General features: G+C 64.0%; 14 protein-coding genes. 5 read left to right on the top strand and 9 right to left on the bottom strand.

From position 1 onward, the window contains the following. Position 1: 1 nt before the first annotated feature. Positions 2–1,066: a DUF475 domain-containing protein gene (locus ACFDTG_RS06250; RefSeq protein ID WP_375290157.1), complete on the bottom strand. Its 1,065-nt coding sequence runs from the start codon at positions 1,064–1,066 to the stop codon at positions 2–4. Between the two features lie 8 nt (positions 1,067–1,074). Continuing rightward, positions 1,075–1,947: a 3-methyl-2-oxobutanoate hydroxymethyltransferase gene (panB, locus tag ACFDTG_RS06245; protein ID WP_375290156.1), complete on the bottom strand. Its 873-nt coding sequence runs from the start codon at positions 1,945–1,947 to the stop codon at positions 1,075–1,077. 138 nt (positions 1,948–2,085) lie between these two features. Between panB and ACFDTG_RS06240 the strand changes: the two genes are divergently transcribed. Continuing rightward, a complete protein-coding gene (locus ACFDTG_RS06240; protein ID WP_375290190.1) occupies positions 2,086–3,663 on the top strand; it encodes an amino acid permease in 1,578 nt (525 codons plus the stop codon). Positions 3,664–3,735: 72 nt separating this feature from the next. Here ACFDTG_RS06240 and ACFDTG_RS06235 read toward each other — a convergent pair whose 3' ends face one another. Next, positions 3,736–4,221: a pyridoxamine 5'-phosphate oxidase family protein gene (locus tag ACFDTG_RS06235; protein ID WP_375290155.1), complete on the bottom strand. Its 486-nt coding sequence runs from the start codon at positions 4,219–4,221 to the stop codon at positions 3,736–3,738. Between the two features lie 288 nt (positions 4,222–4,509). Here ACFDTG_RS06235 and ACFDTG_RS06230 point away from each other — a divergent pair, with 288 nt between their 5' ends. Both ACFDTG_RS06230 and ACFDTG_RS06225 read left to right on the top strand, forming a co-directional pair. Next, the gene (locus ACFDTG_RS06230) at positions 4,510–5,094 is read left to right on the top strand and encodes a hypothetical protein (protein ID WP_375290154.1); all 585 of its coding nucleotides are present in this window, start codon (positions 4,510–4,512) and stop codon (positions 5,092–5,094) included. 20 nt (positions 5,095–5,114) lie between these two features. After that, entirely contained in the window at positions 5,115–6,680 is a 1,566-nt protein-coding gene (locus tag ACFDTG_RS06225) for a DUF6504 family protein (protein WP_375290153.1), read from the top strand. An 86-nt stretch (positions 6,681–6,766) separates the two neighbouring features. Here the strand turns inward: ACFDTG_RS06225 and ACFDTG_RS06220 are convergent, their stop codons facing one another. The 6 genes from ACFDTG_RS06220 to ACFDTG_RS06195 all read right to left on the bottom strand — a co-directional run bounded on the left by ACFDTG_RS06220 (position 6,767) and on the right by ACFDTG_RS06195 (position 12,295). Next, positions 6,767–7,162 carry a PilZ domain-containing protein gene (locus ACFDTG_RS06220; RefSeq protein WP_375290152.1) on the bottom strand — a complete coding sequence of 132 codons (396 nt, stop codon included), beginning with the start codon at positions 7,160–7,162 and terminating at the stop codon, positions 6,767–6,769. Positions 7,163–7,258: 96 nt separating this feature from the next. Further along, positions 7,259–7,870: a DJ-1/PfpI family protein gene (locus tag ACFDTG_RS06215; RefSeq protein WP_375290189.1), complete on the bottom strand. Its 612-nt coding sequence runs from the start codon at positions 7,868–7,870 to the stop codon at positions 7,259–7,261. A gap of 160 nt (positions 7,871–8,030) precedes the next feature. After that, positions 8,031–8,855, bottom strand: coding sequence for a glycosyltransferase family 2 protein (locus ACFDTG_RS06210; protein WP_375290151.1), 825 nt, complete (start codon positions 8,853–8,855; stop codon positions 8,031–8,033). A gap of 5 nt (positions 8,856–8,860) precedes the next feature. Continuing rightward, on the bottom strand, positions 8,861–10,066 hold the full coding sequence (locus ACFDTG_RS06205; RefSeq protein WP_375290150.1) for a nitric oxide synthase oxygenase: 1,206 nt from the start codon (positions 10,064–10,066) through the stop codon (positions 8,861–8,863). 61 nt (positions 10,067–10,127) lie between these two features. Then, positions 10,128–11,663, bottom strand: coding sequence for a B12-binding domain-containing radical SAM protein (locus tag ACFDTG_RS06200; RefSeq protein WP_375290149.1), 1,536 nt, complete (start codon positions 11,661–11,663; stop codon positions 10,128–10,130). A 137-nt stretch (positions 11,664–11,800) separates the two neighbouring features. Next, entirely contained in the window at positions 11,801–12,295 is a 495-nt protein-coding gene (locus ACFDTG_RS06195; protein WP_375290148.1) for a PilZ domain-containing protein, read from the bottom strand. A 150-nt stretch (positions 12,296–12,445) separates the two neighbouring features. Here ACFDTG_RS06195 and ACFDTG_RS06190 point away from each other — a divergent pair, with 150 nt between their 5' ends. Together ACFDTG_RS06190 and ACFDTG_RS06185 are read left to right on the top strand one after the other, a co-directional pair. Beyond that, positions 12,446–13,690: a putative DNA modification/repair radical SAM protein gene (locus ACFDTG_RS06190; protein ID WP_375290147.1), complete on the top strand. Its 1,245-nt coding sequence runs from the start codon at positions 12,446–12,448 to the stop codon at positions 13,688–13,690. Further along, positions 13,687–15,135: a UdgX family uracil-DNA binding protein gene (locus ACFDTG_RS06185; protein ID WP_375290146.1), complete on the top strand. Its 1,449-nt coding sequence runs from the start codon at positions 13,687–13,689 to the stop codon at positions 15,133–15,135. Before ACFDTG_RS06190 ends, ACFDTG_RS06185 begins: the two co-directional genes overlap by 4 nt. The last annotated feature ends 105 nt before the right edge of the window (positions 15,136–15,240 follow it).

The following is a 15,240-nucleotide window of genomic DNA, read 5'->3' as shown; positions in this document are numbered from 1 at the left end:
CCTAATGGCTCTGATTGGCGAGCTCAGGATGCCGTTTGTTGAACCTGACTGACCACCACAGTGACAAACCGATCATCACCGCACCGATGACGCCGGTGATCGTTTCGGGGATGTGCCAGCGTGCCGATGCGAGCATGATCCCACCCAGCGCAATGATCGCCCAGAACGCGCCGTGTTCGAGGAACCGATATTGGGCAAGCGTACCCTGGCGGACCAGATGGATCGTCATCGAGCGTACGAACATAGCCCCGATCGAAAGGCCCAGTGCGATTATGACCATGTTGTTGGAAAGCGCGAAGGCACCGATCACGCCATCGAAACTGAAACTGGCGTCGAGGACGTTGAGGTAAAGAAATCCGCCCAGCCCATTGCGCACCGCCGCGCCGGTCAGGTCCCTTCCTTCCTCACTCATTTCCAATATCGTATTCAGCCCCTCGACCGCGATGAAGGTCACGAGGCCTAGGATGCCGGCGATGAGGAAGGTCAACGCGTCCTCATCCGGCAGCAAGCTGGAAATGCCCCAGAGACTAAGCAGAAGCAGGACGATTTCCGCTGCCGGCAAGGCGGCGAACTTCGCCAGATTGCGTTCTATCCAACGGATCCAGTGAATTTCCTTCTCGCGGTCGAAAAAGAACTTCAGGCCGACCATCGCCAGGAATGCGCCGCCGAACCCGGCGATCCCGACGTGCGCGCTACTGACAATTCTCTCATATTCCGCCGGATTGTTCAGCGAGAGTCGTACTGCTTCCACAGGGCCGATGCCCGCCGCGACGGCGACGATGGCCAAGGGGAAAACGATCCGCATGCCGAAAACCGCGAAGGCGATGCCCCAAGTGAGGAATCGCCGCTGCCACACCTCATCCATCTTTTTGAGCACGGATGCGTTGACCACCGCGTTGTCGAAGCTGAGCGAGATTTCCAGTACGGCGAGGACGAAGACGATCCACAGCACTTGTGCCATGCCAGCCAGTGTCCCGGTGCTCGACATCCCATACCAGGCCGCCAGCGCAAGACAGACGGCCATGAAGACCAGTGAAAATGTATAATGGCGGAGGATCTGTCGCATCTGGCTGGTCAGTCCTTCGGCTGATATGTCTGGTCGCTGGATGGGAAGCTACGGGCGCGGACATCTTCGGCATATTTGCCTGCCGCTTTTGAAATGACTTCCGCCAGGTTCTCGTATTTCTTCACAAATCTCGGGACACGTTCAAACATCCCAAGCATGTCTTCGGTCACCAGAACCTGACCATCGCATTCGGCACTGGCTCCGATCCCGATGACCGGAATATCAAGCGACTGCGTGAGGGATATCGCGATCGGCTCCAGCACGCCTTCCGCCACGACTGCGAAGGCCCCGGCGTCTTGTACCGCCTTGCCGTCCGACAGGATTTTCTCGTGTTCCCTCTGGCTTCGACCGCGCGCGCCATAACCGCCCAGCACGTTGACTGCCTGCGGGGTCAGCCCGACATGCGCCATCACGGGGATGCCGCGCGAGGACAGAAAGGCGATTGTCTCGGCCATGGAATCGCCGCCTTCCAGCTTGACTGCTGCACATCCGGTTTCTGCCATGATCCGGCGCGCAGTTTCGAAGGCCTGCTCTTTGGATCCCTCATAACTGCCAAAGGGCATGTCGACGATAACCAGGGCGTGGTAACTACCCCTCACCACGGCCGCACCGTGTGCGATCATCATGTCGACCGTTACCTGCAACGTAGTGGGCAATCCGTAGATCACCTGGCCAAGTGAGTCTCCGACCAGCAGCATGTCACAGTGCTCGTCCAACAACTGGGCTTGCCGCGCCGTATAGGCCGTCAGCATCACGAGCGGATCGCTGGTCTTTCCCTCCTTCTTATGATCCCGGATGGCGGGTACCGTCAGGCGCTTGCGAGGTCTGGGGGTTGGGGTAGCGCGACTGGTCGCGGTGTCGAGCTGAAAGGTCGTGGACATGGGCTGCACCTACACAGCAGCACGGGCGTGGGAAAGCCACGAGATTGCGCCTTGTATTGCGGGAGTCTTGCGCTAGCGTCGCGCCGCAGGTGTCGCGCGATCTTGCAGCGTCACCTGTTACGGGAGGAACAGGGTTACATGCTACTCGATCGGGTCAAGCCGCTCGACGCCATTCTGGCTACGGCGGAGAGTAAGAGCCTCAAACGCACGTTGGGCGGCTTTCAACTGATGCTCTTTGGCATCGGCTGCATCATCGGCACGGGGATCTTCGTCCTTACTGCCGCCGGTGCCCAGAAAGCGGGGCCAGGGCTGATGCTGGCGTTTGCCATCGCAGGCGCAGTCTGCATCGTGGCCGCGTTCTGCTATGCCGAGGTGGCCGCGATGATCCCGGTCGCCGGATCCGCTTACACGTATAGCTATGCCTCAGTCGGGGAGTTTCTGGCCTGGACGGTCGGATGGGCCCTGATCCTGGAGTATGCGGTCGCCGCCAGCGCGGTTTCGGTCGGATGGTCGGGCTATTTCTCGGGCACGATCCTCAATGAGTTTCTCGGCATTCAACTCCCGGCATGGCTTGCCGCGGGCCCGTTGGCGCTCGGCGGCGCGCCCGGTGGCTTCATCAACCTTCCGGCTCTCGTGATCGCCATGCTGGTAACCTGGTTGCTGATGATCGGGACCAGCGAAAGCGCCAAGGTCAACGCTGTTCTCGTCGCCATCAAGGTGACCGCGCTTACAGCTTTCGTTGCGTTGACACTGACCAGCTCGGAATTCGATGCCGCAAACTTCAACCCCTTCCTTCCCGCTGGCGTATTCGGCGGGTTCGGCACGGGGCTGGGTGCAGTCGGTGCGGCCGCCACGATCTTTTTCGCTTACGTTGGCTTCGATGCGGTCTCGACCGCGGCGGAAGAGACCAAGGACCCGCAGCGCAATGTTCCCTTTGGTCTTATCGGCTCGCTACTGTTCTGTACCGTATTCTACATCCTTGTGGCGGCCGGTGCGATCGGGACGATCGGTGGACAGCCGATCATGGGTCCGGGCGGCATTCCTTTCCCCGCCGGGTCTGAAGAACTGGCGCGTCAATGTGCGTTGCCGGAATATTCCGGAGCGCTGGTTTGCTCCAACGAGGCGCTGGCCCATGTGCTCCGCGCGATCGGTTTCTCCGCTATCGGCAACATGATCGGTGTCGCCGCCTTCCTCGCACTGCCGTCGGTCATTTTGGTTCTGATCTTCGCCCAGACCCGTATCTTCTTCGTGATGAGCCGCGACGGACTGCTGCCCGAAAAGCTCAGCACCGTGCATCCACGCTGGAAGACGCCACACATCGTGACCTTCCTGACCGGGTTGGTGGTTGCGTTCGGCGCTGCGTTTCTGCCTGTCGGCGTGCTGGCCGATTATGCCAACGCGGGAACGCTCTATGCCTTCTTCATGGTGGCCGTTGCCGTGCTTGTTCTGCGGAAGAAGGATCCCGAGCGGCATCGTGCGTTTCGCATGCCGGCGGCCTGGATCATCGCGCCGTTGACCATCATCGGCTGCCTGTTCCTCTATCTCAATCTGCCAATCGAAGCGATTCTCGTGCTTCCCGGCTGGGGGATTCTGGGGCTGTTTGTATATTTCTTCTACAGCCGGTCGCGCAGCCATCTCGGGCGCGGTATCGTGACTGTGGTGGACGACATAGAGGGTAATGAGGACATGATGCCGATCGACACACCCAAGTCCTGATAGCTGCCGATACGAAAAGGGCCGCTCTTCACGGGGCGGCCCTTTCTATTTGTGGTGTGAAGGGGGCCGACGCTAGAGCGCGGCTTCCTTTACGTGGCGTTCTTCGGCTTCGTCTTCGACATACATGCCGAGCGCCATTTTTGCCGTGTTGAGAAGGCCGAGGTCGCCGTCCCAGATCTCTGCGGTGCCAAGGTCCATCCGTAGGAACAGGATGTCGGGATCGTCCTTGCCACCATCGTACCAGGCTTCGACGAAGTTATTCCAGAACTGGTCGAAGCGCTCCTGGCTGGTCTCGCGCACCAGATTGCCATCGAAACGGGCGTAGATGTCATGCCCCTTGCTCTGGAAGGTGGCGGTTGCCGGACCCAGGGCAGCAAAGTCGCTCTTGGTATGCGTGAAAAACCAGATTGAGCTGTTGGCATCCTTGTCCAGCTGTGGGCTCATCGGCACCGCAGTCTCGGTGCGGTTCTTGAGCTCCAGGAAAAGGAAGGGTGAGTCGGCGAGAGATTTCCAGAACTTCTTTTTCAGTTCGTCGGGATTTCCTTCGGCATGTTTCATCGTGCTCTCCTTGCGTTGCGTTGACCTATCAATGTGCGAACGCCGGGATCGGTCCCGGTGTGGAGAGATCGTTGCGATTTCGCCAGGATTGGAACATAAGATGAACATATGAGTCGGCCTGCCATGATCCACCAGCTATTTCCTCGCCGGAACGAAATGCCATTGCTGCCATCCCAGCCCAGCACGCGATGGCGTCCGGGGCTTGGGGGGGTCTGCCACAGCGAGATCTTCGCCAGTGGGACTGACGGTGGTGGAACGGGGAGTGCGCTTGCCCTGGCGCTCGATGATATGAGAAGTGGCCGGCGGATGGAGGGTGGCGAGATCGAGGATCGCCGCTCGATCCTGTGGGTGCAGACGCGCGATGCCGCCCGTGTGAACGGCCGACCGTACCGTCCTGGGCTCCCCAGGGAAATCCGGCACCGGATCGTCCATGTTCTGGCGCGGAAGGCAGAAGATGCGCTGTTCGCTATCGAAGAGGGGGTTCGATGCCGTGATATGGCCTTCGTGGTCGGGGAAATCCTGGGCAATCCAAAGGCGCTCGATTTCACCGCTTCGCGGCGGCTGACGCTGGCGGCCCAGCGGCATGGGGTCTCGCTGTATCTGGTGAGACTGGATGCCGAGCGGGATCTGTCCTCGGCCCGGTTGCGCTGGCAGGTTTCCAGCGCGCCTTCGGCGCCCGACGCATGGGAGGTCCGCGCTCCGGGGGCGCCTGCCTGGCATGCCGAACTGTTCCGCGCCCGTGGACACCCGCCCGGACGATGGATCTTGACCGGGCAGGGCGGGGATCTGGTCGCGGCCAAGCCCTTAGAAACCGCGCAGAACACACCAGTACCGGCAGCAGGACCGTCAAGAGCCCTTGCGGCGGTTCACTGATGCCGCCGCCCCGCCGCATTATGTCGCTGTGGCTCGCCGCGCTGGCGATGGACCGCCATAGGCTGGCCCACGACTCCGAAAGCGACGGCAAGCCGCTGGTTCTCATAACCCATACCGCCCATGGCCCGCGTATCGAAGCGGTGAGCCGTGCAGGGGGCGAAGCAGGAGCGCGGGTCGGCATGATGCTGAGCGATGCGCGGGCCCTGTGCCCGCAGATCCTCACCGCGCCGTATGATCCGGCCGGCGATCGTGCGTTGCTGGAACAGCTGGCGGTCTGGGCCCTGCGCTGGGGCCCGTGGACGGCGCTCGACCCGCCTGACGGCCTGCTGGTGGATGTGACCGAGGTGCCGCATCTGTTCGGCGGGGAAGCCAGGCTCATGGCGGATGTAGCGGCCTGTTTTGCCAGGCGCGGTCTGGGAATACGGGCGGCGCTTGCCCCCACGGCGGGCGCAGCCTGGGCGCTGTCGCATTTCGGCCGCGCCGGTGCGATCCTCGATACGGGGGAAAGCATCGTCTCGCGCCTCGCCGATCTGCCCGTTGCCGCGCTCAGGCTGGATGATGAGGTGGCGAGTGTGCTCAAACGGCTCGGCATCAAGCACATCGGGCAGCTGGCCGGGGTGGAAGAGGGCATCGATGGCAAGAATTCGGGGCGCGACGCTCTCCAGCGGCGCTTCCGCAATCGCCGTTCTCCTGCCGCCAACCCCTTGGTTCGGCTCGATCAGTTGCTGGGCCGTATCCCGGAGCCGTTGTTGCCGGTGGTGCCGGTCGACCTGCCATTGGTCCAGCGCCGGCTAATGGAACCGATCCGTCACCGCTCTCTTCTGGATCGCATCGTGGCCGATCTTGCCGAGGACATGGCGCGCGAGCTCGAGGGGCGCGGGGAAGGAGCCCGGCGCCTGGAACTGGGGTTTTGGCGGGTAGATGGCGTAGTGACCGTGCGCCGGCTTGAACTGGCGGCACCGACCCGGGAGGCGGCACATATATCCCGTCTTTTTAATGGTAAGCTGGACGATATCGATGCCGGTTTCGGGATCGAGATGGTGCGATTGCGGGCCAGCTGGTCGGAACCGCTTGCGCTGGCACAAGGCGACTTCGAGGCGGCGGCGGAGCGGCACGGCACATCGCTGGCCGCCTGCATCGACCGGCTGACCGCGCGGCTGGGGGAGGGGGCAGTCACTCGTCCGGTCCCCTTTGCCAGCCATTTGCCCGAGCGCGCCCAGCGCTGGCAGCGACCGCTGGCACCTGAGCCCGCTTCACAAGAAACCTTCGATTTCCATAGCAGACCTTTGAAGATGCTAGAAAAACCCGAAAAGATCGCCGTGCTCTACGCCACCCCTGACGGCTATCCCCAGCGGTTCCGCTGGCGTGGCACGGTGCATGATGTGGCGCGCGTGGAGGGGCCGGAACGCATCGCCCCGGAGTGGTGGCGCGAGAGGGGAAGCACGCGATTGCGGGACTATTACCGGATCGAGGATCGGCAGGGCAGGCGTTACTGGATCTATCGCTGCGGCCTGATCGGCGATGGGCGGGGCAGCGATGCGGCGGGCGCGGCGCCGGACTGGTTTCTGCAGGGCCTGTGCGCCTGAGGGCCCCTAAAAGCCCAAAGATCTGTCGATCACCCACTTGGTCATTCACCCAAGTAGGCGGAGCGACGCACCGAACGCAATCAGTCTCAACCTCTGGTCGGACGAATTCCGGGTCTGAGCGCGCGCAGAGAGGAAGATTGCCCGATCACCCGCCCGAAACGGCCCTGGGCACCCTGCTCGCCGCTGGCGGTGCGTGCGACGATGGTATTGTCGATGGGGCGGTCGAAATGGAGGCCGCAGCGCCCGTCGCTGGACCACATCACCCGGCAGGGGCGGTCCTGGTCGCCCCACAGCAGCCGGGCGCTGGTCCCGGCCAGAGGTGGCTTCTCGGTTTCGAACCGCGCGCCCGATTCGGACAAATCGCTGATCCGCCCCGCCCGCTCGCCGCTCGGCAGAACCAGCTGCGCGTGGCAGTCGACGGTCAAGCGCTGATACGCCCTGCGATCGGCGGCGTGCGCCGTCCGGGACAGATAGGATGCCATTATCGCTCGTTCTCCAGATATCCCCGCTGTGACAGAATTGGGTTAATGGAGCCTTTTACCCCATGCTTGCCGCTACATTAACCATGCGGGCGGCTGTCAGGGAGCGCGCCGGTCCAGTCGCGCGCGCGCCGCACTTACCTTGCTCAGCCGATCGGCCTGGGATTGCGCCGTCAGAGCCCGCACTCTTTCGACGGTCTCCTCCCCCGCGCTTTCGGGAGAGCCGGCATCGAAGGGCGGCTGGGGATCGTATTCCAGGGCGAGTTGCACCGCTCTGGCATGATCTTCCCCCCTTATCCGGGCAACCAGCGCCAATGCGAAATTGATACCGGCCGTCACCCCGCCCCCGGTCACGACATTGCCATCGAATACAACCCGCTCCGCCACCGGGATGGCGCCGAATTCCGACAGCATGGGGCGCGAGAGCCAGTGGCTGGTTGCCCGTTTTCCGGTCAAGAGCCCGGCGGCGCCGAGGACGAGGGAGCCGGTGCATACGCTGGTGATCCAACTGGCCGAAGCCGCAGCGGTGCGCAGCCACGCAATGCAATCCGGATCGAACATCGCATCGTCCGCCCCCGCGCCGCCGGGCACGCAGATGACATCGGGCGCCGGGCAGTCGGCAAAGACGCAGGTCGGATTGATCGAGAACCCAGCATCGGTGGCAACAGGGTCGAGTGATCCGGCCACCAAATCGAGAGAAACATTGCCCAGCCGCGAGAGGACCTAGGCCGGACCCGTCAGGTCCAGCTGCGTTACTTTCGGGAACAGGACAAAGGCTACCGAGACGGGATCCATCGCCCGCGAGACCCAGCCCGCCCGAATCACACCCGCGATCCGCAACGTTCCGCCTGCCACGGTCCTGACCAGCGCCCTACCGCGAAGTCTCGTCGCGATACCAGCCACGGCGGGGCAGGGCGGACAGGAGCCGCGCGGCCAGAACCGATCCGACGTAGAGTAGCACATTGACCCATTGCGACGGTGTGTGCAGCGTCTGCGCGATCGCCCGGTACTGGCCGGGTGCATGCGGCGGGGCGTATCCCATGGCGCGCATCTGGCCGTGTCCGTCGTGCCAGCGGGCGCGCACGCCGAGCCAAGCCGTCATGCTACGCGGCGGCCGCACCGTGACCACGACATCGGGCACCACGCGTTTTCGCCCGTCCGGAATTCGCGACTCGATGAAGGCATCGTCCGCAAGCAGATCGGGAAACTCGCCCCACCGCGCACGCCCCGCCGCACTCACCCCCAGAACATGGTGATAGGCTGCGCCTTGCGCGTGCGGCAGTGACAGCCAGACCATAAGGACGCGCCGCATCTGGGGTCCGACGCCCGCCAGATCGAACACCATGCGCGGCGAGACCAACTCCACCGGCGCAGTAAGGCAGGTGGCGAGCCGCGCCAGGTCGGCGCCGTGGATCAGCACGTCCGAATCCACGTAGAAGCGCGAAGCAAAGCGCGCGCGAGCCTCCCCCTCGCGGATCGCCACGGCCTTGCCGCGCGGCGCAGTGAGGATAATGGCGCGCCGTCCCGCGATCCGTTCCAGTATGGTCTCGCTGCCGTCGGTGCAGCCGTTGCAGACGAAGATGAGCTCCCAATCCTCCGGCAGGCCGTCCATCAGCGCGAGTGCCGTTTCGCCCAGCCGGCTCGCTTCGTTGTGAACGGGCACAATGACGCTGAAGGGGGCGGGCGTGCCGGGCACGGGCGTCAGTCGCGGCGCCGCCGCCAGTTGCGATAGCGGCCACGCAAGCGGCGCATTCGGTCCTGGACCCGGGTGGTATGTGTCTCGTCCGAATAGGTTTCGCGCAGCGCGACCCCATCGGTTGCGCGCGAACGATAGAAATTGGGGACCGCGCCCAGATCCGTCATCGGCAGGTGGAACACCGGGCATCCCGCGCTCGCCTGCGGCGGCACAATCCATGCCCATTCGCCCGATGGGGGGCGCCCGGCGGCCCGCTCACGCCGGTCGAAGATCATGTATTGCTCGCTCGCCGAATGGTGATCGATGATGGTGACTCTGGCCGAGCGATAGGATTCCAGCACCGCGCGATTGAGTTCGATCAGGGTGCGATCCTTCCAGAACATGTCCTGCCCACGCTGCGTGGCGAAGCCGAAAGCTCGGGCCGCTGGCAGCAGCATATCGTATCGGTTCTCATCCGCGAAGTTCCGGCTGGCGATCTCGGTGGCCATGTAGAACCCGCTGAAGGGCGCGCAAGGATAGTCGATCCCGCCGATGGTCATGATCATGCCGCTGACACAAGGTACAGCATACCAGCGCAGCCCCAGTTCGGCGAGGGCGGGGTATTCGGGATGGCGGATCGGCACTTCGCGCGCGACATCGGCGGGGATGTCGTACAAGCGGCGGTTACCATGTGTGTCACGGATGATGAGCGGCAGCAGGTCGAAAGGGCCGGGCGTTTGCGGCGCGGTCCAGCCAAGCTGCTTCGCGATGCGGGTGAATTCGATGTTCCGCCGATCGCCGATCACTTCGCCATCGGCGAAATAGCCCGCGTATTGCAGCACCTGGTCGTTCTCGATGAAACAGGGAGAGGCGCCGGGCGCGGCGGGCGCGAAGACCGACATGACCGATTGCAGTTTCCCGTCGCGATCGGCTCGTCGCATATGTTCGAAGGTCCGCGCGGCGATGGTATCGGGATCGCTGGTGTCGCGAAAGTCCAGCACCACCAGCGACGACCAGAGCGAGCGCCCGATGCAGCGCGCGTGGTTGCGCCAGGCGATGCGCGCGCCGAAAACCAGCTCCTCGGGCGTATGGCGATAAGTGCCGGTGCGCTTCAGCTCCGCGGCCACGGCGGCCTGGCGCCTGGGGCACGACTGGCCATCCATTGGCGGGGCTTCGCGATAGTGGCGAGCGATGAAGGCGCGCGCCTCCTCCAATCGCTCGCCGGGGGTCAATCGCCTCAGCCTCCGTTCGAGCGGGCTCGATCGGCTCTTGGAATCGCGGGCCTGCACCGGACTACATCAAACCGTCAAAAGCGGCCGCGGCGCGCCTCACCGGTTTGCGGTTGATGGCGTAGACCGCGCGCGCGACGCGAGCCTTCGCCTGCCGATAGGGACGCCCGTACCCTTCGGGATTGCGGTAGAGCGCGCGGGCGTTGCGATCGTCCATCCTGGTCACCGACATGGGGAATCGGTCCGGCATGGCCAGCAGGTCGTTGTAGATCTCGGTATCCTCGATCACCGCGAAATCGTTGAAGCGGACACGGTCGATATAGGCCGCGTGCTCTTCCAGGAACTCGGCCGTCAGCTCCAGATCCTCGGGCGTTTCACCAGGAAACCCCTTGAAGGCGGTGCAGCGGACACTCAGCCCGGCTTCGTGGGCGGCGCGGATGAAGGCCGAATTCCCCTCTACCGTCGTCCCCTTGTTCATTGCGTCCAGCATTCGCTGGCTCCCGCTCTCCAGCCCGAAGCTGACGCGGCGCATCCCCGCATTGACCGCGGCGCGCAATTCGCGCGGGGTCAGGCCGTTGTCGCGGCGCTGGTCGACATGGATCGTCCCGACCCATTCGGCGCCGGGGACGTAGCGCTGCACCTGATCGACGATGCCGCGCAGCATGCCGGGATGCGAATTGAGCTTCAGGTCCAGGAATAGGAAATTGGTGGTGTTGTGGCGCTGCGACTGTTCGCGCATCTCGTGCATCACCGATTCCACGCTGCGGGTGCGGAAAGTCCTCCCGCTGACCGAGACGACATCACTGCAGAAGCTGCACTTGTCCCACTGGCACCCGCGCCCCGTCATCACCGGCACCACCGGGAAGCGATAGCGATCCCAGGGAAAATCTGTGAAATCTGGGACGGGCGTACGGTCGAGATTACGCAGCGGTGGGGCCGGGGGCCCACGGCGCCCGTCCGGAAGGGTCACGCCGGGAATGGCCAGCATCTCGTCCGGCTTGCCGATCGCCGCCAGCAGGGCATCGAGGCCAAGATCGGATTCGGCGCCCACCACGGCGGTGACGCCCGGGATCTGTCGCCAGACCTCCGCGGTTCGCGGCAGATTGAAGACCGGCCCGCCTAGGATCACGGGAATGCCCCGTGCCGCGGCGATGGCGGCGAGCGCGCGGACCGACTTGTAGTGCTGAAGATAGGCGGAGATCAGCAATACGTCCGGCCCCTGCTCCAGCGCGCGTTTCGTCTCGCGCACCACCCGGGGATGCACCTTGTTGTTCCAGGTAAAGCGAACCCTTCGGGCCGTATCGCGCATCAGGCGGAACGAGGGGCGGGTGGACAAGTGGATGCGGCGCATGGCCTGATCGCGCCAGCTTTCGCGCCGTTCGCGCTCGGCGGCGGGCACGTCATTCGCCAGCGGAGACAGCAGCTCGACCGAATGGCCGGCGTTTCGCATCGCTGCCACCAGCAAGCCGACCGCCAGCGTCGGAAACGTGGAGAAATTGTTGAGATCGACGATCAGCGCCTTGCGACCGACCTGCGCGCGCGGCGTCGCCAATGGCTGCGCCACCCCGGTTTCCCGAATAGTTTCGAAATCAGTTTTCACGACCCTGTTTCGCACCCCCAGACGCGATTCCTGTCTTTTGTATCAGACGGAGCGGACGCGTGAAGTCCTTCTTCCAGACCTATTTGGGATATGTGTCGTTCTGGCAAACAATGGTGCCGGGCAGTCCGGGCAGCCCGTCAGCGCACCAACCGCAGCCGCGAGAGGCGAGCCCTGAGAGACCCTGCGCCTCTGGCCTTGGTCTGCCCGGCTTCGTCGGTGAGTTCGCCGCTGCCGTTCTCGGAAGAGACCAGTGAGGCACGGCGCCCGCGGGAGGCGAGGGGGATGTTATCGAACTGGGCCACCGGCCCTGCGGGGATCTCGATCATCTCGCCCGATCGCTCGACCAGCTCGGGTCCGACAGGCCGTTCGAACACGACGCCGCAGGCCTGGTTCTTGCTCCAGACCACGGTGCAGAACTGTTCCTGGTCGAGCCAGCCCAACAGGCCGCTGGTGCCGGGTGTGGGCGGTTCGGGCGTGTCGAACTGGGCCCCTCGCACGGATAGGTCCGTAAGCCGCCCCTCGCGCATGCCCCCCGCCATCTTCAGCGTGGCCGGACAGTCCACCTGATAACGCTGCACCACGCGGCGGTCCGGCATCTGGGAGGATTTGAGATTGGTGTGTGACGATGTCACGCGCGACTCCTTTTGAGACAGCCTAATGTGCGGCCCGACTGGTTAAGGCAAACCTGCCGCCAATGGTTACCGGGCGGGGCCGGGAGAGGAAATTCGCCCGATGCATCATTTGTGATTGGCGAATCCATAAAGAGAACATATATGGAACGAATGGCGTCGCAAACCATCCTCGAAAAGCTCGAAATCCTTGCCGATGCGGCGAAGTACGATGCCTCCTGCGCATCGTCGGGCACGGCGAAGAAGGACTCGCTGGGTGGAAAGGGAATCGGATCGACGGAGGGGATGGGCATCTGCCACGCCTATGCCCCGGACGGGCGCTGCATCAGCCTGCTCAAGATCCTGCTGACCAACCACTGCGTTTTTGATTGCCACTACTGCGTCAACCGCAAGAGCTCGAACGTGCGGCGCGCGCGCTTCACGCCGCAGGAGGTCGCCGATCTGACACTGGCGTTCTATCGCCGCAATTACATCGAAGGGCTGTTTCTTTCCTCCGGTATCATCAAAAGCTCCAACCACACGATGGAACAGATCGTGGAGGTGGCGCGCATCCTGCGCGAAGAGCATGATTTTCGTGGCTACATCCACTTGAAGACCATTCCGGAGGCCGATCCGGAACTGGTGCACCAGGCCGGCCTCTATGCCGATCGCGTGTCGATCAATGTCGAACTACCCACCAATGCCGGCCTCACCCGGCTGGCGCCCGACAAGGATGCCCGCCAGATCGAAGGGGCGATGGGCCATGTGAAGGGCGACATCGCCGAGGCGAAGGACGCCAAGAAGCGGTTTCGCAATGCGCCGCGTTTCGCGCCTGCCGGCCAGTCCACCCAGATGATCGTGGGGGCCGATGCGGCTACCGATGCCGATATTGTTGGTAAAGCCAGCCGTCTCTACGACAGCTTCCGCCTGCGGCGCGTTTATTACAGCGCCTTCAGCCCGATTCCCGATGCCAGCGCGGTGCTGCCGCTGAAACGCCCACCGTTGATCCGCGAACACCGGCTCTACCAGTCCGACTGGCTGATGCGCTTCTACGGCTACAAGCCGGGCGAGGTGATGCAGGCGACCGAAGCCGACGGCAATCTGCCGCTCGATATCGATCCCAAGTTGGCCTGGGCGCTCAAGTTTCGCGAACGCTTTCCGGTGGACGTCAATCGCGCCAGCAAGGATGAGCTGCTGCGGGTGCCGGGCTTGGGGGTGAAGGCGGTGGGCAAGATCCTCGCCAGCCGCCGCCACCGCACCCTGCGGCTGGAGGATGTCGCGCGGCTGACGCTGTCGCTCACCAAGGTGCGCCCTTTCATCTGCACCGCCGACTGGCGCCCGCTGGTTCTGACCGATCGGGCGGACCTGCGCGCGCTGCTGGCACCCAAAAGCGAGCAGCTGGAGCTGTTCGCCGCATGACCGCGCTCCAGCATGTGAAGCTCGGCACCTATTACGTGGTGAACCTGCCAGAGCCGGACGATTTCGACCTCTGGCGCGAACGCGCGCGTGCCTTGGTCCAATGCGATGTTCCGCCCGACCGGATCGCCTGGGTGGCGCCGGGCGGCAATGCGGACCTGTTCTCCCATGGGGAGCGGCGCATGCCCGTGCCCCCCGCGGATGCGAGCGAGGTGCGCGCCAACAAGCGCTTCGTCAGCCTGTCGAAGAACGGGATCCTGCATTCGGACCCCGAACGCTTCGCGCTGCTCTACCGCCTGCTTTGGCGGTTGCAGGCGAACGGGCGGCTGATGGAGGACAAGGCCGATCCGGAGATCCGCCGCCTCGAAGAACTGGACAAGAACGTGCGGCGCGACAGCCACAAGATGCACGCCTTCGTCCGCTTCCGTCTGGTGGAGGATGAGGAGGGGGCGGAGCACTACGTCGCCTGGTTCGAGCCCGAACATCACATCCTGCGCGCCAATGCCGGTTTTTTCGTACGCCGCTTCGCCAATATGCGCTGGTCGATCCTGACGCCGGCGGGCTCTCTCCACTGGGACGGGGAGCGCGTAACCGAGGGGCCACCCGCGCAGCGCGGCGATGCGCCCGGCGGCGATCCGATGGAGGATTTGTGGCGCAGCTATTACGCATCGATCTTCAATCCCGCGCGGCTGAAGATCGGCGCCATGCTAAAAGAAATGCCCAGGAAATACTGGAAGAACATGCCCGAAGCCGCTCTGATTCCAGAGCTTATCGCGGGCGCGCAGAAGCGGGAGAGCACCATGGTCGACGCCGGATCGCTGGACATGGGCGAAAGGCCCGAAACGCTGGAGGCCATTGACAAGGCGATCCACGCCTGCCGCCAGTGCCCGATCGGAAACCTAGATAATCATGCGGTGATGGGGGAAGGGCCACAGGACTACGGCAAGGGCTTTTCCGGCCTGATGATCGTGGGCGAACAGCCGGGCGATCAGGAGGACCAGGCAGGCCGCCCCTTCGTCGGGCCGGCCGGGCAATTGCTGGACCGACATCTGGAACGCGCCGGTATCGAGCGGCGCGCCGCCTATGTCACCAATGCGGTCAAGCATTTCAAATTCGTGCAGCGGGGAAAGCGCCGGCTGCACCAATCGCCTGCCGCCAAGGAAATCGACACCTGCCGCTGGTGGGTGGAGAGCGAGCGGCAGATCGTGCAGCCCAGTCTGGTGCTGGCCATGGGCGCCAGCGCGGCGCGTGCGATGCTGGGCAAGACGGTCAGTATTTCCAAGGCGCGCGGCACGCCGATTCCGCTCGCGGACGGGAGCGAACTATGGGTCACCGCGCACCCCTCCTACCTGCTGCGCCTGGATGGCGCGGCGCAGGAGGAACAGGCGCGGCTCTTCGACGCGGATCTGGCGGCGGTGAAGGAGCGGCTGACGGAACTGGCGGGTTGAACCTGCCCCTCCCTGGAACGGGGAGGGGGGCCATCCGCGGGCTAGAGGACACGTGCTGCCGACGCTGCGCTTGCGGTTCGTGCCCCGCCACCCTGCCACCCCGCC

It is taken from the genome of Qipengyuania sp. (genome assembly GCF_042095715.1).
GTDB lineage: Bacteria > Pseudomonadota > Alphaproteobacteria > Sphingomonadales > Sphingomonadaceae > Qipengyuania.
The sequence above is the reverse complement of the archived record's forward strand: the minus strand, read 5'-3'. Positions and strand labels throughout refer to the sequence as shown.

What these genes read in the sequence shown, in the direction of transcription:
- ACFDTG_RS06250 (WP_375290157.1), bottom strand. Translation starts at nt 1,066, where the DNA reads ATGCGACAGATCCTCCGCCATTATACATTTTCACTGGTCTTCATGGCC.
- panB (WP_375290156.1), bottom strand. Translation starts at nt 1,947, where the DNA reads ATGTCCACGACCTTTCAGCTCGACACCGCGACCAGTCGCGCTACCCCA.
- ACFDTG_RS06240 (WP_375290190.1), top strand. Translation starts at nt 2,086, where the DNA reads ATGCTACTCGATCGGGTCAAGCCGCTCGACGCCATTCTGGCTACGGCG.
- ACFDTG_RS06235 (WP_375290155.1), bottom strand. Translation starts at nt 4,221, where the DNA reads ATGAAACATGCCGAAGGAAATCCCGACGAACTGAAAAAGAAGTTCTGG.
- ACFDTG_RS06230 (WP_375290154.1), top strand. Translation starts at nt 4,510, where the DNA reads ATGAGAAGTGGCCGGCGGATGGAGGGTGGCGAGATCGAGGATCGCCGC.
- ACFDTG_RS06225 (WP_375290153.1), top strand. Translation starts at nt 5,115, where the DNA reads ATGTCGCTGTGGCTCGCCGCGCTGGCGATGGACCGCCATAGGCTGGCC.
- ACFDTG_RS06220 (WP_375290152.1), bottom strand. Translation starts at nt 7,162, where the DNA reads ATGGCATCCTATCTGTCCCGGACGGCGCACGCCGCCGATCGCAGGGCG.
- ACFDTG_RS06190 (WP_375290147.1), top strand. Translation starts at nt 12,446, where the DNA reads ATGGCGTCGCAAACCATCCTCGAAAAGCTCGAAATCCTTGCCGATGCG.
- ACFDTG_RS06185 (WP_375290146.1), top strand. Translation starts at nt 13,687, where the DNA reads ATGACCGCGCTCCAGCATGTGAAGCTCGGCACCTATTACGTGGTGAAC.